The organism is Janthinobacterium sp. BJB446 (genome assembly GCF_002735655.1).
Classification (GTDB): Bacteria; Pseudomonadota; Gammaproteobacteria; order Burkholderiales; family Burkholderiaceae_D; genus Janthinobacterium; species Janthinobacterium lividum.
On sequence record NZ_PDZK01000001.1, the window covers coordinates 468,664 to 492,710 of the forward strand.

A 24,047-nucleotide genomic window follows, 5' to 3' on the forward strand; every position below is an offset into this window, starting at 1 on the left:
GAGGCCAGAACATGAGTATCCGTAATCTCGACAAGCTGTTCAAGCCGGCCTCGGTGGCCCTGATCGGCGCCACGGCGCGCGAGCGCAAGCTGGGCGCCATCGCCCTGTACAACCTGCTGGGCGGCGGCTACCAGGGAGAGATTTGGCCCGTCAATCCCAAGTACGACGAGCTGATGGGCCTGAAATGCTACCGCAGGCTGGCACACTTGCCCAAGGCGCCGGACCTGGCCATCATCTGCACGCCGCCCGCCACCATCACGGCACTGATCCGCGAACTGGGCGCGCTGGGCACGCGCGCGGCCATCGTCATGACGTCCGGCCTCGACCCCGTGCGCGAGCAGTCGCTGCGCCTGGCCATGTTGAAGGCGGCAAAACCGCACCTGCTGCGCATCCTGGGCCCCAACAGCATGGGCCTGCTCGTGCCGAAACTGGGCTTGAACGCCAGCTTCGCCCATGTCGGCGCCACCAGCGGCAAGATCGCCTTCGTGTCGCAGTCGGGCGCGCTGGTGTCGGGCGTGCTCGACTGGGCCAACGCGCACGGCGTGGGCTTTTCCAAGTTCATTTCGCTCGGCGCCAGCTACGATATCGATTTCGGCGATCTGCTCGACTACCTGGCCGGCGACATCGACACGGCCGCTATCCTGCTGTACATGGAAGACATCCAGGCGGCGCGCAAATTCATGTCGGCGGCGCGGGCGGCCGCGCGCAGCAAGCCCGTCATCGTCCTGAAAGCGGGGCGCGAGGCGGAAGGCGCTGCCATGGCGGCCTGGCATACGGGTGCGCTGGCCGGCTCCGACGCCGTGTACGACGCGGCCATCCGCCGCGCCGGCATGCTGCGCGTGTATTCGGCCGAAGAGCTCTTCGACGCCGTGGAAACGCTCACGCATATCCGTTCCCAGCGCGGCGAGCGCCTGGCGATCCTGTGCAATGGCGGCGGCCTGGGCGTGATGGCCACCGATGCGCTGGTGAGCAGCGGCGGCAAGCTGGCCGAGCTGTCGCCCGATACCGTGATCGCGCTGGAAAAGGCGCTGCCACGCGGCTGGTCGCACGACAACCCCGTGGGCTTGCCCGGCGACGCGGCCGTGCAGCGCTATGCCGACGCCATCAAGCCGCTGCTCGACGAGCCGCAGGCGGACGCCTTGCTGCTGCTGCACGCGCCCACGGCCATGGTCTCGTCGATCGACATCGCCGAAGCCGTCACGCCGCTGATCAAGGCCACCTCGCGCACGGTGCTGTCGTGCCTGCTGGGCGGCACCACCGTGGCGCCCGCGCGCCAGGTGTTCAACCGGGCCGGCATTCCCACCTACGACACGCCGGAAAAAGCCGTGCATGGCTTCATGCAGATCGTGCAGTACCGGCGCAACCAGGAAACCCTGATGCAGGTGCCGGCGCAGCTGCCCATGTCGGCCACGCCGCGCCGCGCGCGCGTGCGTGAAATCGTCGCCGCCGCGCTGGCGGCCGGGCAGACGGTGCTGGGCGAATGCCGCTCGAAAGAGATTTTGGCCGCCTACGGTATTCCCGTCGCCACCACGCGCATGGCGGCCGACGTGGAAGAGGCGCTGGCCGTGGCGGCCGACATCGGCTATCCCGTCGCGCTGAAAATCCACTCGCCCGACATCGCCCACAAATCCGACGTGGGCGGCGTGGCGCTCGACCTGGACACGCCCGACATCCTGCGCACGGCCGCCGCCGCCATGCTCAAGCGCGTGCGCCGCATGCGCCCCGACGCGCTGATCGACGGCTTCACGGTGCAGCAGATGGCGCGCCGGCCGCAATCGCATGAATTGATCGTCGGCGTCACCACGGACGCCGCCTTCGGCCCCGTGATCCTGGTGGGGCAGGGCGGCATCGCCGTGGAGGTGACGGCCGACCACGCCATCGGCCTGCCGCCGCTGAACATGGTGCTGGCGCGCGACATGCTGGCGCGCACGCGCGTGTCGAAACTGCTGGCCGGCTACCGCAACCAGCCGCCGGCCGACATCGACGCCATCTGCTACACCCTGATCCAGGTGGCCGAACTGGTGGCCGACATCGGCGAGCTGGCCGAACTCGACATCAACCCGCTGGTGGCCGACGCGGATGGCGTGATCGCCCTCGACGCGCGCATCCGCCTGCAGCCGGGCCAGAAGCGCGACCGCCTGGCCATCCGCCCGTATCCGCAGGAGCTGGAAGAGCAGGTGACGTGGATGGATCAGCCGATCCTGCTGCGCCCCATCCGCCCCGAGGACGCGCCGCAGCACATGGACCTGTTCCACGCGCTGGACCCGGACGACGTGCGCCTGCGCTTTTTCACGTCCATGCGCGAATTGCCCGTGTCGCAGCTGGCGCGCCTGACGCAGATCGATTACGACCGCGCCATGGCCTTCATCGCCACGCACACGGGACCGGACGGCAAGCCGGAAACCCTGGGCGTGGTGCGCGCCGTGGCCGACCCGGACAATATCCACGCCGATTTCGCCATCGCCGTGCGCTCGGCCCTGAAAGGCAAGGGACTGGGGCACATCCTGTTTGAAAAGCTCGTCGACTACTTCCGCAGCCGGGGCACGGAGGCGCTGGTGGGCGAGGCGATGGCGCGCAACAAGGGCATGCAGCGGCTGGTGAAAAGCTTTGGCGGCGAAGTCACGCCGTCGGAAGAGCCCGGCGTCGTCAATCTGCATATCGGCCTGCGCGCGCCGTAAAAGAAAGCGCGGCTGGCCAGCCGCGGGTTTGTGCAGGATCAAACCCGTCCCTGTCGGTAGTCTTTACACTTTCACTTCCAGGATGACATATCCAGCGCGTTTTCGGGAGTGAGTGCATGCTTACTGCAACATATATATTGGTTTCCCTGTCGGTGGAGCAGGCCAGCATCCGCATGAGTTTGTTGGCTTTTCAGAAATGCATGCATGTGCAGCTGCGCCACCAGAGACAGCTCAGCCTGGCGCAGCTGCAGTACGCGGGCGACTGGCTGAACCGGCTGTACCAGGGGAGCTACTGGCGCAAGGTAGAGATGTATCTGATCCCCGCCATCCGCCAGGCCGCGCCGCATGCCGATGGTTTGTTGAATGAAATCAACGGCTTGAACCACGCGGCGCTGGAAAGCATCAATATCGTGCAGCAGCGCGCGGGCGCCGCCATCGACCATTCCGAATTGCAGGCCGAGCAGCTGTGCGCGGCCATCGACGCCTTTTGCGCAGCCTTGCTGCAGCGCCTGGAAAAAGAAGAGCGCGAACTATTCGCCCTGGCGCGCAAGGTCATCGTCGGCGAAGCGTGGTTTGCCATCGCCTATCAGTTCCTCGCCCACGATGCGCGCGCGCAGGAAGCGCGCCGTGGCAAGGCGCAAGTGCTGCCCTTTGTTTTGCCAGCGCCTTTGCCAGCCCCCTTGCCGGCAGCCGGCGACAGCGCTGAAACGGCAGCGGATGGCGCACAGTCCGCGCCGGCCGTGCCGCCACCGCCGCTGCGCGCGCAGGCTTGAACGGGTAGCGAGCGCACACCCCGCCGGGGGGGCGTCCGCCGGAGGGGCGTTTTTGTGATGCTGGCTGGCGCGCCGCCATAGGAGAAAATCCAGGGAAAAGATTCTCTTTATTCATTTGATAACTTGTTCAGCCCTGTCCGATGCAATACCCCGGGCTTTGTTATGATGGTGGTTTTGATCCACGCGAAACCCGTCATGTTCGAATTTCTCTTCAAGCGTTCTGCCAGCAAGACTGCCGTCCCCGATCCTGTCGTGGCAGAACAGGCCGCCGCCTCGGCGCAGAGCGCATCGCGCCGCGCCGAACAGGTTGCGCGTGCCCATGCCGTGGCCGGCGACGAAGCCGCCGCCTTAGAATTCATCCTGTCCAGCGAATTTGCCGATGCCCGATTGATCGCGGCCGAACACGTCCATGCCTTGCCCCTGCTGGAAAAAGTCCACCAGGCCATGCGCAACACGGACCGCCGCGTGGCCAAGCTGATGCAGGGTCGCATCGACCTGATCCGCCACCAGGCCGCCGAGACGCAACGCGCCCAGGCCAGCATCGACACGGCCCAGCGCCTGTTGAACGATGACAAGCTGAGCCCGAACCAGGTCGCCGAGCTGGATCGCCAATGGCAAGTCATCAAGGCCACGCCGGAACTGGCGACCGCCTTCGCCGGCGCGCGCGCCGCCCTGGCCGCCCGCCTGGAAGCGCAAGTGGTACTGCAGCGCGCCGTGATCGATGCCGTCGCCGCCGCGCGCGCGCTGGCCAGCAATGGCCAGTCCGCCGGCGACCTGGCGCAGGCGCTGGCCCGCCTGGATGCGGAACATGCGCAGCATGCGCAATCGCCCGAGCGCGCTTCCTTGCCGAAACACCTGGAAAACGATTTCAGCCAGGCGCGCGAACAGGCGCAATCCGCCTTGCAAGCGCTGCAGCAGCACCAGGCCGTGTTCGATGCGCGCCAGACCGCGCTGGCCGAATGGCAGGCGCAGGACGCCGCCGCGCTCGACGTGGATACCCTGAAGCGCGCGTGGCAAGCCCTGCCGCGCCTACCCGAGTCGCCATTGTCCGACAGCTTGCAGCAGCAATTTGCGGCCGTGCTGGCCAGCGCGCCGGCGCCCGTGCAGGCGGCAGCGCCAGAGGCCGCAGCGGCCCATGCCGACCCAGCGCCGCGCAAGCCGCGCCAGGAACACGCGCCCGTGTCGAAAGAAGCGACGGAGCAATTCTTTAAAGTACTCGACGCCATGGAAGCGGCCCTGCAGGATGGCTTGCTGCACGTGGCTTCCGAGCATGACAAGACCTTGCGCGATAGCAAGCACGGCCGGCTGACGCCTGCGCAGGCGGACCGCCTGGCCCACGTACGCGGTGAGTTCAAGCGCCTGGCCGACTGGGCGCGCTGGGGCGGCAACGTCTCGCGCGAGGAGCTGGTCAAGGCGGGCGAGGAATTGCCGGCGCAAGAACTCCCAATGGCAGAGCTGGCCAAGAAAGTGGGCAGCCTGCGCGAGCGCTGGAAGTCGCTCGACACCCTGTCCGGCCCGGCTCCGAAATCCCTGTGGGAACGTTTTGACGCGGCCTGCAGCCTCGCGTACGCGCCGGCGGCCCAGCATTTCAAGCAATTGGCCGAAGAGCGCCACGGCAATGCGGCCAAAGCCCAGGAACTGATCGCGGAAACGGCGGCCCTGGCGGCTGAAGAGAGTACCGACTGGAAACACGTCGCCTCCGCCTCGCAGCGCCTGCGCCAGGCGTGGACGCGCCTGGGCACCATCGACCGCAAGGAAAAGAAACGCCTGGATACGGAGTTCGGCGCCGCGCTGGATGCCCTGTCGAAGCCGCTCGATACGCAGCGCCAGATCGAGACGGCGCGCCGCGAACAGTTGATCGTCGAAGTGGGCTTGCTCAAACCATCGGAGCGCAACACGGTCGACATGCTCAAAGCCTTGCAGGATAAATGGCAGGAACTGGCAAAAGCCCTTCCGCTGGAACGCCGCGCGGAACAGGCGCTGTGGCAGCGTTTCCGCGCCGCCTGCGACGATATCTTCGCCAAGCGCAAGGAAACGGCCCACGCGGCCGACCACGAGCGCCGCGAACACCTGCATGCGCGCGAAGCGCTGTGCGCCGCGCTGGAAACGGCCGTCGTGCCGGAGGGCGACGACAAGTCCCGCACGGCCTTCATCAATCACTTGCTGCGCGACACGCGCGCCGCCTGGAACGCTACCGGTCCCGTGCCGCGCGCCAGCGAAGCGAAGATCGAGCAGCGCTACCACGCGGCCGTGGCTGGCGTGCAAGCGCAAGCGGACGCCATCGCCGAGCGCGCCGGTGCGGCGCAGGCCAACGCCTTGCGCGACAAGCTGCGCCTGGTGCAGGCGCTGGAAGCTACGCTGGCCGAGGTCGATGCCGGCGCCGATGCTGCCGCCTGGACCGAACGCTGGAGCGCCTTGCCGCCGCTCGACACGCAATACGAACGCAGCCTGCAGCAGCGCTTTGCCGCCGCCCAGGCCGCGCTGGGCGAGGGCGCCGCCGCCTACGTGCAGCAATTGCAGGCCAACGAGGCCCGCTTGCTGGAGGAAGTCTTGCGCCTGGAAATCGTCGCCGGTGTCGACAGCGGCGCCGAATTCGCCCGCGACCGCCTGAAGATGCAGGTGGAAGTGCTGCAATCGTCGCTGAAATCGGGCCAGAAGCCGCTCACGCAAGTGTCGCAGCTGATGCAGCTGTGCGCGATTCCCGCCGCCACCGATGCGCGCACGGCCAGCCGCATCGAAACCCTGCTGCGCCGTATCGGAGGGCATGCCAAATGAGTACCAGTGTCCGCGTTCAGCACGCCGATTTTGACTTGAGTCAAGAAATCGCACAATTGCGTGCAGGCAACCCCAAGGTGGGCGCCGTCGTCGGCTTTGTCGGCACGGTGCGCGACATGAACGAGGGACTGGACGTGGCCGCCATGGAGCTCGAGCACTATCCGGGCATGACGGAGAAATCCATCGAGGCCATCGTCGAGCAGGCGCGCGGCCGCTGGCCCTTGTCCGGTGCGCTGGTGATCCACCGCGTGGGGCCGTTGCTGCCGCAGGAGCAGATCGTGCTGGTGGCGGTCTCGTCCGCCCACCGGGGCGAGGCCTTTGCCGCCTGCGAGTTCATCATCGACTACCTGAAGACGGAAGCGCCGTTCTGGAAGAAGGAAGACACGCCCGAAGGGGCGCGCTGGGTCGATGCGCGCGACAGCGACGAGACGGCGCTGGACAAGTGGACGGTAAAAGCAAGCACCATTTGAATCGTATCTGTCGCGCACGCTAGCATTTGCCCAAATGCAGCGGTTTTCTGCTTTGTGTATGCTTGAAAAGTACTGCCTCACCCCAATTTGGTTAACAACTAATTAACCGGGAGCGCTTTTCATGCGACAAGACAAACTCACTACCAAATTACAGGAAGCCCTGGCCGATGCGCAAAGCTTGGCCGTGGGCAACGACAACCCCTATATCGAACCAGTCCACCTGCTGACGGCCCTGTTGAACCAGGACGACGGCGGCGCCCGCTCGCTCTTGCAGCGGGCAGGTGTCAACGTGGGCGGCCTGTCCAAGGCCCTGGGCGCGTCCATCGAACGCTTGCCGAAGGTATCGGGCACGGGCGGCGACGTGCAGGTCAGCCGCGAATTCGTGGCCTTGCTGAATCTGGCCGACAAGGAATCGCAGAAGGCGGGCGACCAGTTCGTGTCCAGCGAAATGGTCTTGCTGGCCATGACGGATGACAAGTCCGACTGCGGCAAGCTGGCGCGCGAAAACGGCTTGACCCGCAAGGCCCTGGAAGCGGCCATCGACGCCGTACGCGGCGGCAACAAGGTCGATTCGCAAGAGGCCGAAGGCCAGCGCGAAGCCCTGAAAAAATACACGCTGGACCTGACGGAGCGGGCACGCAAGGGCAAGCTCGACCCTGTCATCGGCCGCGACGATGAAATCCGCCGCACCATCCAGATCCTGCAGCGCCGCAGCAAGAACAATCCCGTGCTGATCGGTGAGCCGGGCGTGGGCAAGACGGCCATCGTCGAAGGCCTGGCGCAGCGCATCGTCAATGGCGAAGTGCCGGAATCGCTGAAAGGCAAGCGCGTACTGTCGCTGGACATGGCTGCCTTGCTGGCCGGCGCGAAATTCCGCGGCGAATTCGAGGAACGCCTGAAATCCGTGCTGAAGGAACTGGCCATGGATGAAGGGCAAACCATCGTCTTCATCGACGAGATGCACACCATGGTGGGCGCGGGCAAGGCCGAAGGCGCGATGGACGCCGGCAATATGCTGAAACCGGCGCTGGCGCGCGGCGAGCTGCACTGCGTGGGCGCGACCACCCTCGACGAGTACCGCAAGTACATCGAGAAGGATGCGGCGCTGGAACGCCGTTTCCAGAAGGTGCTCGTCGACGAGCCGACCGTGGAAGCGACCATCGCCATCCTGCGCGGCTTGCAGGACAAATACGCGCTGCATCACAAGGTGGAAATCACGGACGCGGCTATCATCGCCGCCGCCGAGCTGTCGCACCGCTACATCACGGACCGCTTCCTGCCCGACAAGGCGATCGACCTGATCGATGAAGCGGCGGCGAAGATCAAGATCGAGATCGATTCCAAGCCGGAAGTGATGGACAAGCTGGAACGCCGTTTGATCCAGCTGAAGATCGAGCGCGAAGCCGTCAAGAAGGAAAAGGACGAAGCATCGTTGCGCCGCCTGGGCCTGATCGAGGAAGAAATCGTCAAGCTGCAGCGCGAATACAACGACTTCGAGGAAATCCTGAAGGCGGAAAAAGCCGTGGTGCAAGGCAGCACGCACATCAAGGAAGAGATCGAGCAAGTCAAGCTGCAGATGGAGCAGGCCACGCGCGAGAGCAACTGGCAGAAAGTGTCGGAGCTGCAATACGGCAAGCTGCCGCAGCTGGAAGCCCAGCTCAAGCAGGCTGACAGCGGCATCCCGAAACTGGATCCCGACCAGCCGAAGCTGCTGCGCACGGAAGTGGGCGCCGAGGAAATCGCCGAAGTGGTGTCGCGCGCGACGGGCATTCCCGTGTCGCGCATGATGCAGGGCGAGCGCGACAAGCTGCTGCACATCGAAGAGAAGCTGCATGAGCGCGTCGTGGGCCAGGATGAAGCGATCACGGCCGTGGCTGACGCCATCCGCCGCTCGCGCGCCGGCCTCTCCGACCCGAACCGTCCGTATGGTTCCTTCATGTTCCTGGGGCCGACGGGCGTGGGCAAGACCGAGCTGAGCAAGGCGCTGGCCACCTTCCTGTTCGATACGGAAGAATCGATGATCCGCATCGACATGAGCGAGTTCATGGAGAAGCATTCCGTGGCCCGCTTGATCGGCGCGCCGCCCGGCTACGTGGGCTACGACGAGGGCGGCTACCTGACGGAAGCCGTGCGCCGCAAGCCGTACAGCGTGATCCTGCTCGACGAGGTGGAAAAGGCGCATGCCGACGTCTTCAACGTGCTGCTGCAAGTGCTCGACGATGGACGCATGACGGATGGCCAGGGCCGCACGGTGGACTTCAAGAATACCGTCATCATCATGACCTCGAACCTGGGTTCGCATAAGATCCAGGCCATGGAAAGCGATGATCCCGGTGTCGTGAAGCTGGCCGTGATGGCCGAGGTACGCTCGCACTTCCGTCCCGAGTTCGTCAACCGTATCGACGAAATCGTCGTGTTCCACGGCCTCGACGAGAAAAACATCGGCGCGATCGCGAAGATCCAGCTGAAGATCCTCGAAGAGCGTCTGGCGCGCATGGACATGCAGCTGAGCTTGACGGACGCGGCCTTGCAGCAAATCGCCGAAGCGGGCTACGACCCGGTATATGGCGCCCGTCCGCTGAAGCGGGCGATCCAGCAGCAGATCGAAAATCCGCTGTCGAAGCTGATCCTGGAAGGCAAGTTTGGCCCGAAAGACGAGATCCGCATCGACGCCCAGAACGGCAACCTGGTGTTTACGGGGGCGCAAGTGGGGCTGGACAAGGTGTAATGTTGACCCCAGCGGCGAAAGGCTGGGGTCGGACCCTGAGGGTCCGACCCCGGTCTTTGCTTTTGGGTTGAATCTTAGCAAGGGCGCGATCAGGCTAGACCTGATCGCGCCCTTCTTGCTATCATCGGCACTATTTTCTGACTAATTCCGGAGGCGGTACGATGGCAAACACATGGCAAGCAGGGCGGCGCATTGGAGTGGGATTGACCTTGGCGGCAGCCGTGCTGGCATTGCCTGCGCACGCCCAGGAAGAAAAAGTCCTGAACATCTATAACTGGTCGGACTATATCGGCGACGATACGATCAAGAATTTTGAGAAGGAAACGGGCATCAAGGTACGCTACGACGTTTTCGACAATAACGAAATCCTCAATGCGAAACTGGTGGCGGGCAAGTCCGGCTACGACATCGTCGTGCCGACGGCCCAGTGGGCGCGCCTGCAGATCGATGCGGGCTTGCTGCGCAAACTCGACAAGAGCAAGCTGACGAATTTGGGCAACCTGGACCCGAACCTGCAGGCCAAGCTGTCAAAGATCGATCCGAACAACGATTACCTGGTCGACTGGCTGTGGGGCTACACGACGGTGGGCATCAACGTCAACAAGGTCAAGGCCGCGCTGGGCGGCATGCCCATGCCTGAAAACGCCTGGGACCTGATCTTCGACCCGAAATACGCGGCGAAGCTGAAGTCCTGCGGCGTGTCCTTCCTCGACTCGCCGTCTGAGGTGCTGCCGGCCGCCCTGCAATACCTGGGCAAGCCCGCCTATTCGAAAGCGGCCGCCGACTATCAGGAAGCGGGCAAGGTGCTGCAGGCGATCCGCCCCTACGTGACCCTGTTCAGCTCGTCCGGCTATATCAATGACATGGCCAACGGTTCCGTCTGCGTGGCGCTGGGCTGGTCGGGCGACATCAATATCGCGCGTCAGCGCGCCATCGATGCGAAAAACGGCAATGTGATCCAGGTGCTGGTGCCGAAGACGGCCGCCCTGATGTTCGACACCATGGCCATCCCGGCCGACGCGCCCCATCCGACCAATGCCCACCTGTTCATCAACTACATTTTGCGCCCGCAAGTGCATGCCAGCCTGAGCAACAAGGTGTTTTACGCGAATCCGAATCCGGCCAGCATCAAGTATGTACGCAAGGACATCGGTGAAAACAAGGCCATCTTCCTGTCGGACGCCGACAAGCAGCGCATGGCCGCGCCGGAAGCGACCACGGCCGATATCCGCCGCTTGATGACGCGTATCTATACGAAGTTCAAGACGGGAGTTTAAAGTACGAGCGTAAAAACAAGGATGGCGCGAGGGACGGGCCTGTAGGCCGTCGCTGGCGCCATGCGATATTGCCGACGCGAACACTACTCGTGGTAGCGGTCCATCAGCTTGTGGTGACTGCCGCGCATTTCTTCGATCAGTTCAAAGGCGACGAAGCCGATGATGGCGGCGAAGATGGCGATGAAGAGAAAAACGAGGAAGGTTAACATGGTCTTTCAGCCGCCGTTGGACGGCTGTCCGCTGGGTTGCTCAATGTGCCAGAGCAGTGCTCCAACACGTAGTTGATGCAATTAAACTCTAGCAGATCGGCAGCGCTTTACAAGGCTGCCGAGTTGTAATTCCTGCCAGTATTTGTCCCAGCGCACTTTTTGCGCATTTCCCTGTTTCACCGCCCTTACTTCACCACCAGGTCATGCGCCATCACGGCTTTCAAATAGACGCTGATGGGGTCGCCTGGCTCGCGCTGGGAAAACCACCATGCGCTGGCCTTGCGCAGTTCCCATTCCTGTTCTTCTCCCGTCAGCAGCAGGGCGGCCGCCTGGCCCAGGGTGGGCTGGTGGCCGACGATGAGCACGGTTTCCTTGCCGCCGGGCCAGTTGGCCGCCTTGAGGATATCTTCCGCCTCGGCGCCGGGCGCCAGTTCCGGCATCAGCTTGAACTTGCGGCCCAGCGCTTCGGCCGTTTGCAGGGTGCGCAGGGCGGGGCTGACGAGGATGCGGCAGTTTTCCGGCAATTGCGAAGCGAGCCATTCGCCCATGCGGCGCGCCTGTTTCTGCCCTTTGACGGTCAGGGCGCGTTCGAGATCGGGAACGCCCGGCTCGGCTTCTGCGTGTCGCCACAAGATGAGATCCATGTTGTGCTCCTCTGTGTTGAAATTGCCTATTCGCCGACCTCCGCGCCCGGCGTGCCCAGTGTGTGCATCAGGTATTGCTGGGCGCTGAACGGCGTTTGCTTGCCGCGTGGCTTGCGGCGCGCATAGTGGCCCGTCGGCTCCAGTTCCCATGCATTTGTATTATCCTTCAAATATGGATTCAGGCCCTCGGCGATCACGCGCCGCTTCAGCGCCCGGTCCAGTACGGGGAAGGCCACTTCCACGCGGCGGAACAGGTTGCGGCTCATCCAGTCGGCGCTGGCCAGGTAGACATCGTGCGCCAGGTCGTTGCGGAAGTAGTAGATGCGGCTGTGTTCGAGGAAGCGGCCGATCACGGAGCGCACCTTGATGTTTTCCGACAGGCCAGGCACGCCCGGCTTCAGGGTGCAGGCGCCGCGCACGATCAGGTCGATCTTCACGCCATCGGTCGAGGCCGCATACAGGGCGCGGATCACGGATTCGTCGACCAGTGCGTTGACTTTCACGATGATGCGCCCGCGCCGGCCCGAACGGGCAATCTTCGCCTCGTTGCGGATCGCCTTGATGATCTCGCTTTGCAGGCCGAACGGCGCCAGCCACAAATGGTTCAGGTTGTGTGGCTTGGTCAGGCTGGTCAGGTGGATGAAGACTTCGTTCACTTCCACTGCCAGGTCTTGGTTGGCCGTCAGCAAGCCAAAATCCGTGTACAGCTTGGTGGTGGTGGGGTGGTAGTTGCCGGTGCCCAGGTGGGCGTAGAAGCGCAAGGAGCCTTCTTCGCGGCGGATGACGAGCGCCACCTTGGCATGGGTCTTCAGTCCCACGACGCCGTACACGACTTGCGCGCCGGCCTGTTCCAGCTTGTCGGCCCAGTTGATATTGGCTTCTTCGTCGAAGCGCGCCATCAATTCCACGATGACGGTCACCTCCTTGCCCATCTTCGCCGCCGTGATCAGCGACTCCATCAGGTCCGAATTCATGCCCGTGCGGTAGATCGTCTGCTTGATGGCCACGACGGAGGGATCGTAGGCGGCGCTGCGGATGAAGTCGATGACCGTCTGGAACGACTGGTAGGGGTGGTGCAGCAGGATGTCGTGCTTGGTCAGGGCGGCAAAGATGTCGTTGCCGATGGCCTTATGGGCCAGACCGGGGAAAAACGGCGGAAAGCGCAGCTCCGGCTGCTTGACGTGGTCGATCATTTCCGACAGGCGCACCAGGTTCACGGGGCCGTTGACGCGGTACAAACGGCTTTGATCCAGGCTGAACTGGTCGAGCAGGAATTGCGACAATTCTGGTGGGCAATTGCGCGCCACTTCCAGGCGCACGGAGGTGCCGAACTGGCGCCCCACCAGCTCGCCCTTCAAGGCCTGGCGCAGGTTCTTGACTTCGTCCTCGTCCACCCACAGGTCGCTGTCGCGCGTGACGCGGAATTGCGAATAGGCGATCACTTCGCGTCCGGCGAACAGGTCCGAGATATGCGCGTGGATAACGGACGATAATAAACAGAAAGACACGCCATCGCCGGAAATCTCGTCCGGCAGCTTGATGACGCGTGGCAAGACGCGGGGCGCCTTGACGATGGCGATCGCCGTGCCGCGGCCGAACGCATCCTTGCCGCTCAGCGAGACGATGAAATTGAGACTTTTATTGACCACTTGCGGGAATGGGTGGGCCGGGTCGAGGCCGATCGGCGTCAGCAGGGGGCGCACTTCGCGGTCGAAGTATTGCTTGACCCACGCGCGCTGCGCCTCGTTGCGGTCGCTGTCGCGCAGCAAGTGCACGCCCGCTTCGCGCAGGGCCGGCAAGACGTCGTTATTTAATATCTCGTACTGGCGTTCCACCAGCGCATGGCATTCCTTGCCGATACGCTCCAGGTTGGCAGCCAGGGCAGGGTGGCCCGCCAGCGAACCGCCGATGCTGCCTGCCGCCAGCAGGCTGGCCACGCGCACCTCGAAGAACTCATCCATGTTACTGCTGACGATGCACAGGTAGCGCAGGCGCTCGAGCAGCGGAATGTTCGGATCTTCCGCCTGGGCCATCACGCGCCGGTTGAAAGTCAGTTGCGACAGCTCGCGGTCAAGCAGGATGCCCGATTTGGTCACTTCCGTGTGCAGTTCAGGTTTCATATTCTTTTGTCTTTGCAGATAGTTAATTCTAGCCGTATTTCATCATGTATGACGCGTTGTGAGTGTAATCATGAAATATGACGTAAGCGTGACATAAGCTGTCATAAAGCGTCGCCCGCGCTGTCATTTTTCACGCCGGAAATGGCATTTCTCCGGGCGTAGCCAATTATTTCAGGAATTTTTACCCATGTCATAAAGCTGTCATATTCGCTTGCTAGACTGCGCAGCATTCAACCGGGACTTTGAGCCCTAACAACCCTGAGGACTTGATATGCAAATGAAGCAAATGTTCAAATTTATCGTCGTGGGTGCTTCGGCAGCGATGGCATTTTCTTCCGCTTCCGTCATGGCGGCAGATATGACAGGTGCTGGCGCAACCTTCCCGTACCCGATCTACGCCAAATGGGCTGAGACGTACAAAGCCAACACGGGCAACGGCCTGAACTACCAGTCCGTCGGTTCCGGCGCTGGCATCAAGCAAATCAAGGCCAAGACTGTTGAATTCGGCGCCTCGGACATGCCTTTGAAGGCAGAAGAGCTGGAAGAAGCGGGCCTGATGCAGTTCCCGGCCATCATGGGCGGCGTGGTCACCATCGTCAACCTGGACGGCGTGACCCCAGGCCAGCTGAAAATGACGGGTAAAGTCGTTGGCGACATCTACCTGGGCAAGATCACCAAGTGGAGCGCTCCTGAAATCGCCGCGCTGAACAGTGGCGTCAAGCTGCCGGACACGGAAATCACCGTGGTGCACCGCGCCGACGGTTCGGGCACCTCGTTCCTGTTCACCGACTTCCTGTCGAAAACCAACCCGGAATTCAAATCGAAAATCGGCGCTGGCTCGGCTGTGAAATGGGCCGTGGGCGTGGGCGGCAAGGGTAACGAAGGCGTCGCCGCCAACGTACAGCGTATCAAGGGTTCGATCGGCTACGTCGAGTGGGCTTACGCCAAGAAAAACAAGATGTCGCACACCCAGCTGCAAAACAAGGATGGCAACTTCCTGCAGCCTGACGACGAAAACTTCAAGGCAGCAGCCGCTTCGGCACCTTGGACGCAAACCCCAGGCTTCGGCGTGGTCCTGACCGACCAGGCTGGCAAGAACAGCTGGCCTATCACCGGCGTGTCGTTCATCCTGATGCACAAAGTCCAGGCTGACGCAGGCAAGGCAAAAGAAGTCCTGAAATTCTTCGACTGGGCCTACAAGAACGGCGGCCCAGCTGCCGTCGAACTGGACTACGTGCCGATGCCGGCATCGGTCGTGAAACTGGTGCAAGAGTCGTGGAAAGCCAACCTGAAAGACGCATCGGGCAAGTCGATCTACTAATCCGATAGTCTGAATACAGCAATATCCATCCTTGTCCCCGCCAGCAGCACGGCGGGGCAGGGAGTTAGCCAGGACCGCCCGCAAGCCCTTGCAGACGGTCCTGGCTAAAGAAGCAACAATAAAACAAGAGTTCAAAATAGCGACACCGGCAGTACCACCCACATCTGGCACAATATGAGCGCACAATCTACCTCCTCCACGATCCCCATGCCAGGCGGCACCATGACCGATTCCATCAGTCACGCGCAAATGCTTTCCACCATGCGCAAGCAGCGCTTCCAGGATTTCATGTTCCACAAGGTGACGATGCTGTTCGCCCTGTCGGTGCTGATCGTCCTGGTCGGCATCATCATTTCGCTGATCATGGAATCGATACCGGCCTTCAAGACCTTCGGCCTGCATTTCATCGTGTCCGCGGAATGGGACCCCGTCAATGACCAGTACGGCGCCCTGATCCCCATCATCGGCACCCTGGTGACCTCGGTTATCGCCTTGCTGATCGCCTTTCCCGTCAGCTTCGGCATTGCCCTGTTCCTCACGGAAATTTGCCCGGCCTGGCTGCGCCGCCCGCTGGGCACGGCTGTCGAATTGCTGGCCGGCGTGCCATCGATCATCTACGGCATCTGGGGCCTGTTCGTGTTTGCGCCTCTGTTTGCCGACCACGTCCAGCCTATCCTGAAAGCCACCCTCGGCAACGTGCCCGTCATCGGCCAGCTGTTCAGCGGCCCCATGATGGGCATCGGCTTGCTGACGGCCGGCCTGGTGCTGGCCATCATGATCATCCCCTTCATCGCTTCCGTGATGCGCGACGTGTTCGAGATCGTCCCTGCCGTGCTGAAGGAATCCGCATACGGCCTGGGCTGCACGCGCTGGGAAGTCGTACGCAAGATCGTCTTGCCATACACCAAGACCGGCGTCGTCGGCGGCGTCATGCTGGGCCTGGGCCGCGCACTGGGCGAGACCATGGCCGTCACCTTCGTCATCGGCAACGCGAATAAACTGTCGTGGTCGCTGTTTGCCGCCGGTAACAGCATCACCTCCTTGCTGGCCAATGAATTCGGCGAAGCGCAATCCGAACTGCACGTGGCCTCGCTGTTCTCGCTGGCCCTGATCCTGTTTGTCATCACCTTTATCGTCTTATCCGCCGCCAAGCTGATGCTGGCTGGCATGTCCCGCAAGGAAGGCACGAAATGAGCCAAGTAAGCACTCTCGACGTTCCGGCCAAGCCGGCCATGAACCCTGTCTACCGCAAGCGCCTGCTGATGCACCGCATCGGCATCGCCCTGTCGGTGGCCGCCATGGCTCTGGGCCTGGCCGTGCTCGTGTGGATCCTGTTCACCCTGGTGATCAAGGGTTTCGGCGCCTTGTCCGTCGACCTGTTCACGCAAACGACGCCGGCTCCCGGCAGCGAAGGCGGCGGCCTGATCAATGCCATCGTCGGCAGCGCCCTGATGGTGGGCCTGGCCACCGTCGTCAGCACCCCGATCGGCATCCTGGCCGGCATCTACCTGGCCGAATACGGCGAAGAAAACAAGCTGGCGCAAGTGACGCGTTTTGTGACGGACATCATGCTGTCGGCGCCATCGATCGTCATCGGCCTGTTCGTGTATGCGCTGTATGTGGCCCACGTCAAACACTTTTCCGGCTATGCGGGCGCCATCGCGCTGTCCCTGATCGCCGTGCCGGTGGTCGTGCGCACGACGGACAATATGCTGCGTCTGGTGCCGAATAGCCTGCTGGAAGCCGCGTTTGCCCTCGGCGCACCGCGCTGGAAGGTCGCTACCTTGGTGCGCTTGCGCGCCGTCAAGGCCGGCGTCATTACCGGCGTGCTGCTGGCATTGGCCCGCATCGCCGGCGAAACGGCACCGCTGCTGTTCACGGCCCTGAATAACCAGTTCCAAAGCTTCAACATGAATGCGCCGATGGCCAACTTGCCGTCCGTCATCGCATCGTTTGCGATGAGCCCGTACGACAACTGGCGTTCGCTGGCATGGGGCGGCGCACTGCTGATCACCTTCAGCGTGCTGGCCTTGAATATCCTGTCGCGCACCGTGTTCAGCCAAAAAGTCCCTAATTAAACAGATATCGAGCGAAGCGAACCCATATGAATACGCAAATGAATCCAGCACAAGACCTGGCGCCAAAGAAAAAGACCATCGAGATTTCGGGCCTGAACTTTTTTTACGGCAAAACGCAAAGCTTGCATAACGTCAACCTGGACATCCACGAAAAGAAAGTCACGGCTTTCATCGGCCCGTCCGGTTGCGGCAAGTCGACCCTGCTGCGCACCCTGAACCGCATGTACGACCTGTATCCGGGCCAGCGCGCGGAAGGCTCGATCCTGTACCGCGGCCGCAACGTGCTCGACGCCGACCAGGACGTCAACATGCTGCGCGCCAAGGTTGGCATGGTGTTCCAGAAGCCGACACCGTTCCCCATGTCCGTCTACGACAACATCGCCTTCGGCGTGCGCCTGTATGAAGACCTGTCGAAGGGCGAGATGGACGAGCGCGTCGAGTGGGCCCTGAAAAAGGCCGCGCTGTGGGGCGAAGTCAAGGATAAGCTGAGCAAGAGCGGCCTGTCGCTGTCGGGCGGCCAGCAGCAGCGTTTGTGCATCGCGCGCGGCGTGGCCGTGAAACCGGACGTCTTGCTGCTCGATGAGCCGACCTCGGCGCTGGACCCGATTTCGACCTCGAAAGTGGAAGAGCTGATCAGCGAACTGAAACAGGATTACACGATCGCCATCGTGACGCACAATATGCAGCAGGCGGCGCGCTGCTCCGACTACACGGCCTATATGTACCTGGGCGAGCTGGTGGAATTCGGCGAAACGGACCAGATCTTCATGAATCCGGCCCGCAAGGAAACGCAGGATTACATTACGGGCCGCTTCGGCTGATCCATCCCGCATAGCGACTACAAGACAACTGAATACGGAGAGACAGCATGATAGGCGAACATTCATCCAAGCAATACGACAACGAACTCGAAGCGATCCGCTCGAAAGTGCTCCTGATGGGCGGCATCGTTGAAACCCAGTTCCTCGACGCGATGACATGCTTTCGCATCGGCAACCCGGAGCGGGCCGACCGCGTGATGCGCGAAGACGACGTCGTCAACCAGCTGGAAGTGTCGCTGGACGACGCCTGCAGCCATCTGATCGTGCGCCGCCAGCCGGCCGCCAACGATTTGCGCACCATCATGGCCACCATCAAGGTGATTACCGACCTCGAGCGAGTAGGCGACGAAGCGACGAAAATCGCCCGCGTGGCGAAGAATCTGCACAAGCGCGGCAACGGCGTCGTCAACCACTACGAGATGGTGCGCGGCATCGCCAACACGGCCACCGACATGCTGCACGACGCGCTGGACGCATTCGCGCGCAACGATGGCAAGCAGGCTTTACAATTAATTGCACAAGATGCCATCATCGACCATGAGTTTCGGTCTATCATGCGCAACTTGATCACCTTTATGATGGAAGACCCGCGCACGATTTCGGCGGCGCTCGATACCCTGTGGGTGGCCAAGGCCATCGAACGGATCGGCGACCATGCGAAAAACATCGCCGAATACGTGATTTACGTGGTTGAAGGCAAGGACATCCGCCACACCAAGGTGGCTGCTCCCGCCATTTCCGAGGAGCTCCCTGAGTAAGCTTTATGGCATCTGATAAAACCACGGTATTGATTGTTGAAGATGAGCCGGCCATCGTTGAACTGGTGACCTATTCGCTGCGCGAATCCGGCTGGAATTGCTGTTCTGTACAAAATGTCGCCGATGCCTGGGAATTCATCCAGCACCGCACGCCGCATCTGATCCTGCTGGACTGGATGCTGCCGGACCAGACGGGCTTGCGCCTGCTGTCGCGCATTCGCGCCGACCGCAATTTCGCCGCCATCCCCGTCATCATGCTCACCGCCAAGAGCATGGAAGAAGACAAGCTGGCCGGCTTGAACAGCGGGGCCGACGATTACGTCACCAAGCCGTTCTCGCCGCGCGAGCTGCTGGCCCGCGCCAAGGCGCTGTTGCGACGCAAGAGCCCGGAACACGCGCAGGCGCCCATGCGCGCCGGCAACGTGGCACTGGACCCCGTCAGCTGCACGGTGATGATGGATGAACAGAAGATCGATATCGGCCATGCCGAATACAAGCTGCTGAAATTCCTGCTGGCCCATCCGGAGCGCGTGTTTTCGCGCAGCCAGCTGCTCGACAAGGTGTGGGGCGACCATGTGGTGATCGAGGAACGCACGGTCGATGTCCACGTATTGCGCTTGCGCAAAGCCTTGAAGGAGGCGGAAAGCCTGATCAAGACGGTGCGCAGCGTCGGCTACATGTTGTCTGAAAAGTAAAGCTGGCCTCTATGAATCCGAAATTGCTGTTCTGGGTACCAGCCGCCTTGCGCATGGTGCTGGCGCTGCTGGGCGTAGCCGTCGTCTGGTATCTGTTTGGCGCCACGTATGCGCTGGGCATCGCCTTCGTGCTGATGGCCATGATGGTGTTCGTGCAGCTGTCGTATCTGTTCCAGCTGAGTAATTGGCTGGACAATCCGCAAAGCGCCAAGCTGCCCGACGGCTGGGGCGCCTGGACCAGCATCTTCGCGCGCCTGTACCGCATGCGCCGCGACGACGAGAAAAACCAGGCCGAGCTGACGGAATGGCTGGCGCGTTTCCGCCAGGCCATGCACCTGTTGCCGGACGGCGTCGTCATCATGGATGACGTGCTGTTCCTCGAATGGTGCAACCCGGCCGCCGAGAAGCATCTGGGCCTCACGCACGAGCGCGACAAGGGCATGCGCGTGACTAACCTGATCCGCAGTCCGGAGTTCATGGATTACATCATCCTGGGCCGCTACGACCAGCCGCTGACGATCACTTTCCGCAACCGCAAGCTGATCGTGCAGATCATTCCGTTTGAAAACCGCCGCCAGATCCTCGTCACGCACGATGTGACGGAGACGGAACGCATCGAAATGATGCGCCGCGACTTCATCGCCAACGCCTCGCACGAACTGCGCACGCCGCTGACGGTCATCGTGGGCTTCCTGGAAATCGCTTCCGCCGAGCTGGACCTGGACGCCGCCACGCGCGCCGCCCACCTCAAGCTGATGACGGAGCAGGGCCACCGCATGCAGCATCTGATCGAGGACATGCTGACCCTGTCGCGCCTGGAATCGGTCGATTACCCGCTGCGCCCCGAGCCCGTGGATATCAAAAAGCTCATGCAGCAAGTCTTGCGCGACGCCAAGGGCTTGTCGGCGGGCAAGCATGAAGTGACGATGGAATGCAACGGTCCCGATGTGCTGGGCAGCTACGACGAGCTGTACAGCGCGTTTGGCAACCTGGCTTCGAATGCCGTGCGCTACACGCCGGCTGGCGGCACCATCACCCTGCGCTGGCAGGATGGCCCGGCCGGGCCGCAATTCATCGCGCAAGATACGGGCATCGGCATCAGCCAGGAACATATCTCGCGTTTGACGGAACGTTTCTACCGCGTCGACAAGAGCCGTTCGCGCGAAACCCAGGGCACGGGCCTGGGCCTGGCCATCGTCAAGCACGTGCTGCTGCGCCATGGCGGCACCTTGGCCATCCAGTCCGTGGCCGACAAGGGCAGCAGCTTTATCGTCAGCATGCCCAAATCCGTCGTCACGCCGCTGCAGGGCGAGTTGCTGGTCAAGTAGGCCGGGGGAGGGAAGCATCCCTCCCCGTTACCCGTGCGACTAGTGCAAGGATGGCATAAGTCGTTACAATCAGGCCATGACTTTAATCAACGCCTCTTTTCGCCACGCCGGCGCGCAACAACTGGCCCAGTCGCTGCAGGCTGCGCGCCAGGATACTCTTTCCCTGTTCGATTGTTACGTCACGGCCGGACTGGACGTGGTGGCTGGCTTGCCCCGGCATCCGCGCCTCACGCCACCCTTGTGGCAACTCGCGCACATCGCCTGGTTTGCCGAGTGGTTCATCTTGCGCGAAGCCGCTTCCAGCCATCCGGCCGACGCCATTTATAACTCCCTGCTGACGCGCGGCGACGACTTGTTCGACGCCAACATGGTGGAGCATCGCGCGCGCTGGAAGCTGGAACTGCCCAGCCCGGGCGCCGTGAAAACGTATTGCCACGAGGTGCTCGACAGGGTCTTGGATAAACTCTCGCGCGAAGCCAATGTCGACAGCGCCCTGGCGCCGTACCGGCTGGCGCTGGCGCATGAAGACTTGTGTGGCGAGGAAATGCTGGCCGGCTTGCAATGGATGGGCCTGGAAGCACCGGAATCCCTGTCGGCCAGCCCGGCCCTGCCGCCGGGTGCGGGCGAGATCGCTTTTCCTGGCGGCACCATTGAACTGGGCTCGCCGCGCGGCGCCGGGTTTGCCTTCGACAATGAATCGCCGCCCTACAGTTGCTACGTGGCGCCGTTTTCCATCGATGCCTGCGCCGTATCCAACGCCCAGTTTGCCGATTTTGTCGCCGATGGCGGCTACCAGAACCGCCAGTTCTGGAGCGCTGCCGGCAGCGCCTGGCTGATGCAGCAGGAGCGCTCGTCGCCTCTGTACTGGCTGCGCGAAGCAACGCAGTGGCGCACCATGCGTTTCGGCCAGCGCACGACCTTGCCGCCGAACGAAGCCGTGCGCCACATCAACCTGTATGAGGCGCAGGCGTATTGCGCCTGGGCGGGGCGCCGCCTGGCGACCGAGGCGGAATGGGAGTATGCTGCGCTGTCCGGCCATCCGCGTTTCCATTGGGGCCAGGTGTGGGAGTGGACGGCGACGCCGTTCGAGCCGTATCCGGGCTTTGCGGTGGATGCCTGGCGCGAATATTCCGCGCCATATTTCATGCGGCACCAGGTGCTGCGCGGCGCCGCCTTCGCCACGCCGCCGCGGCTGCATTCGGCCCGCATGCGCGCCTTCCACGCGCCCGAACGAGGCGACATCTTTGCCGGCCTGCGCACCTGCGCCTGGTAGCGCGCCGAGAACAGACATCATTTCAGGATACCCTTGAGTACAGATAACGCCCCGCAGTTCATTCCCAAACGCATCACGCCCACGCCGGAGCAGGTCGCCATCCAGACGGCGCAAAAGAAAGTGGTGCTGATCGACGCCAATGCCGGCGCGGCCAAGACGACGACCCTGGCCCTGCGCCTGGCCGAAGCGCTGCACCGGGGCCGCGCGCCCGAGCGCATGCTGGCCCTCGTGTTCACGGAGGCGGCGCGCGTGGCCCTGCGCCAGCGCCTGCTGGAAGTGGGCGTGCCGCTGGGCGTCGTCAAGCGCCTGACCGTCGACACTTTCGATGCCTTTGCCGCCAAGGTGCTGCGGCAGCTGGAAAACATGCAGGTGGCATCCATGCGCAGCGATGAAGAGTTGCGCCCGGTAGCCTGGGAAGCGCTGGAAGTCGTGTCGGAGAAATACGCTCACCGCTACCCGCTGGAAATCAACACGACGAACGGGGCGATCGCCGAATTCTTGAAACTGCAGTTGCGCACCAAGGCGCGCCTGGATTTTCAGAATCCTGACTTCGAGAGCAATTCCCTGGACGACAATCTGGAAATGCTGGGCATGTCGCGCACGCATTATCTGTGGCTGCGCGAATATGAAGGCTTGCGTGGCGCCGACACGGGCGACATCCAGTTCCGCGCGCCATTCGACGCCACTTACGACCTCGTGCGCATGCTCGACGGCGATGAGCCGCTGCGCCAGCAATTGCCGGCCTTCCAGATCATCGTGGCCGATGAATTGCACGATTTGAACGAAGCGTCGTTCCGCCTGCTGACCATGCTGATACGCCGCGGTAATGCGTTTTTCTGCGGCGCCGGCGACAAGGATCAAGTCATCTATACGTGGTCGGGCGCCGACCACCGCTTCCTGCGCCAGCGCTTCGAGCAGGAATTTCCCACCTTGCAGCGCCTGCCGTTGACGGCCTCCTACCGCTACGGCCCGCAATTGGCGCACGCCGTGGGCGTGCTGAAAAACAAGGCCAGCGTGTCGGCCCTGTCGCGCGCCACGCACATCGAAGTGCTGCAATACGAGCATACGCAGCCGCAGGCTTGCAGCGCCCAGCTGATCGCCGCGCTCGAACACGCGCATGCGGGCACGACGGCCATTTTGCTGCGCGACCGCGACCAGGCCATCCGCGTGGAAACGGCGCTGTTCCAGAGCGGCATCGCGTATGGCCTGGTGGACATGAACAGCTATCTGCTGAGCCTGGAAGTGCTGATGCTGCGCGGCATGGTCGCCATCGCCCGCAAGGATTTACATACGATCAAGAGCGGCCCGCGCCGCGGCGAGATACTCGAAGCCCTGGTGGCGTTCGCGGAAATCCCGTTTACGCGCGGTGAGCTCCAGCAAGCCAAGGCCGATGTGGCCAACTATCCCGACTTGCTGGAAGGCTTCTTGACGAACCAGCTGGCCAAGTCGCACAACCAGGACAAGGCGGCCCTGACCCTGGCCGCCGTCGATTACCTGCGCGCGCTGCCCCCCGATGCCCTGGCGGGCGACGCCCTGCAGCACATCTTTGGCCTGATGCAGCTGGAACAGACGGCGCGCCGCATCTATGTCGACCCGGCCCAGGCGCGGGTCGTCGCCCGTTCCCTGCATGGTTTTATTGCCGTGTGCCGCGAAGCGGGCGTGGCGCTGGGTGGCTTTGCCGGCTGGCTGGGCGAGATGGAAGAAGCCGTGACGGTCTCGACCGGCAAGGCCAAACTCGTCATCGCCTGCATCGACCAGATCAAGGGCCTCGAATACAACCACGTCATCTTGCCCTACCTGGCCGTCGATGAATTCCCGCGCAGCAAGACCGATCCGCTGGAAGAGGAAAACCGCTTCTATGTGGCCGCCACCCGCGCGCGCGACAGGCTCACCCTGCTGACGCCGGAAGACCCCGCCTATCAGAGCCGCTACATCGCCGCCCTGCAGCTCAAGCAGAAGATTATTGCGCCGAAGTCATAGATCTTTTGCTGTGCGGCTGCTTTTTGCGAAGGCGGAAACGGCGCATACTTTGTCGGACTGATCACAATCGATCTGAACTTACAAAGGAGGAACGACGCCTAACAAAACCGTAGCGAGCG

General features: G+C 62.7%; 18 protein-coding genes. 15 read left to right on the forward strand and 3 right to left on the reverse strand.

The window, feature by feature from the left end:
* Window positions 1-11 precede the first annotated feature (11 nt).
* The 6 genes from CSQ92_RS02155 to CSQ92_RS02180 all read left to right on the forward strand — a co-directional run bounded on the left by CSQ92_RS02155 (window position 12) and on the right by CSQ92_RS02180 (window position 10,701).
* Complete coding sequence (locus CSQ92_RS02155) at window positions 12-2,678, forward strand: bifunctional acetate--CoA ligase family protein/GNAT family N-acetyltransferase (protein ID WP_180276912.1); 2,667 nt, start codon at window positions 12-14, stop codon at window positions 2,676-2,678.
* 116 nt (window positions 2,679-2,794) lie between these two features.
* Window positions 2,795-3,451 (forward strand): hypothetical protein, encoded by a 657-nt coding sequence (locus CSQ92_RS02160; RefSeq protein WP_143450263.1) that lies wholly within the window; start codon window positions 2,795-2,797, stop codon window positions 3,449-3,451.
* A gap of 195 nt (window positions 3,452-3,646) precedes the next feature.
* Complete coding sequence (locus CSQ92_RS02165) at window positions 3,647-6,226, forward strand: DUF349 domain-containing protein (RefSeq protein WP_099394555.1); 2,580 nt, start codon at window positions 3,647-3,649, stop codon at window positions 6,224-6,226.
* Window positions 6,223-6,696 (forward strand): molybdopterin synthase catalytic subunit MoaE, encoded by a 474-nt coding sequence (gene moaE, locus CSQ92_RS02170; RefSeq protein ID WP_034778112.1) that lies wholly within the window; start codon window positions 6,223-6,225, stop codon window positions 6,694-6,696. The genes CSQ92_RS02165 and moaE overlap by 4 nt, the downstream gene beginning before the upstream one ends.
* 121 nt (window positions 6,697-6,817) lie before the next feature.
* The gene (gene clpB / locus CSQ92_RS02175) at window positions 6,818-9,424 is read left to right on the forward strand and encodes an ATP-dependent chaperone ClpB (RefSeq protein ID WP_070254148.1); all 2,607 of its coding nucleotides are present in this window, start codon (window positions 6,818-6,820) and stop codon (window positions 9,422-9,424) included.
* A gap of 161 nt (window positions 9,425-9,585) precedes the next feature.
* Window positions 9,586-10,701 (forward strand): polyamine ABC transporter substrate-binding protein, encoded by a 1,116-nt coding sequence (locus tag CSQ92_RS02180; protein ID WP_099393110.1) that lies wholly within the window; start codon window positions 9,586-9,588, stop codon window positions 10,699-10,701.
* An 83-nt stretch (window positions 10,702-10,784) separates the two neighbouring features.
* Here CSQ92_RS02180 and CSQ92_RS29285 read toward each other — a convergent pair whose 3' ends face one another.
* The 3 genes from CSQ92_RS29285 to ppk1 form a co-directional block, all read right to left on the reverse strand.
* Window positions 10,785-10,910 (reverse strand): hypothetical protein, encoded by a 126-nt coding sequence (locus tag CSQ92_RS29285; RefSeq protein ID WP_254926692.1) that lies wholly within the window; start codon window positions 10,908-10,910, stop codon window positions 10,785-10,787.
* Between the two features lie 185 nt (window positions 10,911-11,095).
* Entirely contained in the window at window positions 11,096-11,554 is a 459-nt protein-coding gene (gene sixA / locus CSQ92_RS02185) for a phosphohistidine phosphatase SixA (RefSeq protein ID WP_070254143.1), read from the reverse strand.
* A gap of 26 nt (window positions 11,555-11,580) precedes the next feature.
* A complete protein-coding gene (gene ppk1, locus CSQ92_RS02190; protein WP_034778120.1) occupies window positions 11,581-13,674 on the reverse strand; it encodes a polyphosphate kinase 1 in 2,094 nt (697 codons plus the stop codon).
* Window positions 13,675-13,945: 271 nt separating this feature from the next.
* Between ppk1 and pstS the strand changes: the two genes are divergently transcribed.
* The 9 genes from pstS (at window position 13,946) to CSQ92_RS02235 (ending at window position 23,928) form a co-directional block, all read left to right on the forward strand.
* Window positions 13,946-14,995 carry a phosphate ABC transporter substrate-binding protein PstS gene (gene pstS, locus CSQ92_RS02195; protein ID WP_034778123.1) on the forward strand — a complete coding sequence of 350 codons (1,050 nt, stop codon included), beginning with the start codon at window positions 13,946-13,948 and terminating at the stop codon, window positions 14,993-14,995.
* Between the two features lie 222 nt (window positions 14,996-15,217).
* Window positions 15,218-16,189, forward strand: coding sequence for a phosphate ABC transporter permease subunit PstC (gene pstC, locus CSQ92_RS02200; RefSeq protein WP_225240714.1), 972 nt, complete (start codon window positions 15,218-15,220; stop codon window positions 16,187-16,189).
* Window positions 16,186-17,073, forward strand: a complete 888-nt coding sequence (gene pstA / locus CSQ92_RS02205; RefSeq protein ID WP_099393111.1) for a phosphate ABC transporter permease PstA — start codon at window positions 16,186-16,188, stop codon at window positions 17,071-17,073. Before pstC ends, pstA begins: the two co-directional genes overlap by 4 nt.
* A 38-nt stretch (window positions 17,074-17,111) precedes the next feature.
* On the forward strand, window positions 17,112-17,894 hold the full coding sequence (gene pstB, locus CSQ92_RS02210) for a phosphate ABC transporter ATP-binding protein PstB (protein ID WP_010396817.1): 783 nt from the start codon (window positions 17,112-17,114) through the stop codon (window positions 17,892-17,894).
* A 47-nt stretch (window positions 17,895-17,941) separates the two neighbouring features.
* The gene (gene phoU / locus CSQ92_RS02215) at window positions 17,942-18,652 is read left to right on the forward strand and encodes a phosphate signaling complex protein PhoU (RefSeq protein ID WP_034778131.1); all 711 of its coding nucleotides are present in this window, start codon (window positions 17,942-17,944) and stop codon (window positions 18,650-18,652) included.
* 5 nt (window positions 18,653-18,657) lie between these two features.
* Entirely contained in the window at window positions 18,658-19,347 is a 690-nt protein-coding gene (locus tag CSQ92_RS02220) for a response regulator (protein ID WP_034755074.1), read from the forward strand.
* 11 nt (window positions 19,348-19,358) lie between these two features.
* A complete protein-coding gene (gene phoR, locus CSQ92_RS02225; protein WP_034778134.1) occupies window positions 19,359-20,675 on the forward strand; it encodes a phosphate regulon sensor histidine kinase PhoR in 1,317 nt (438 codons plus the stop codon).
* A 76-nt stretch (window positions 20,676-20,751) separates the two neighbouring features.
* Window positions 20,752-21,948, forward strand: coding sequence for a selenoneine synthase SenA (gene senA, locus CSQ92_RS02230; RefSeq protein WP_257219105.1), 1,197 nt, complete (start codon window positions 20,752-20,754; stop codon window positions 21,946-21,948).
* A 33-nt stretch (window positions 21,949-21,981) separates the two neighbouring features.
* Window positions 21,982-23,928, forward strand: coding sequence for a UvrD-helicase domain-containing protein (locus CSQ92_RS02235; protein WP_034778136.1), 1,947 nt, complete (start codon window positions 21,982-21,984; stop codon window positions 23,926-23,928).
* Window positions 23,929-24,047: the final 119 nt, after the last annotated feature.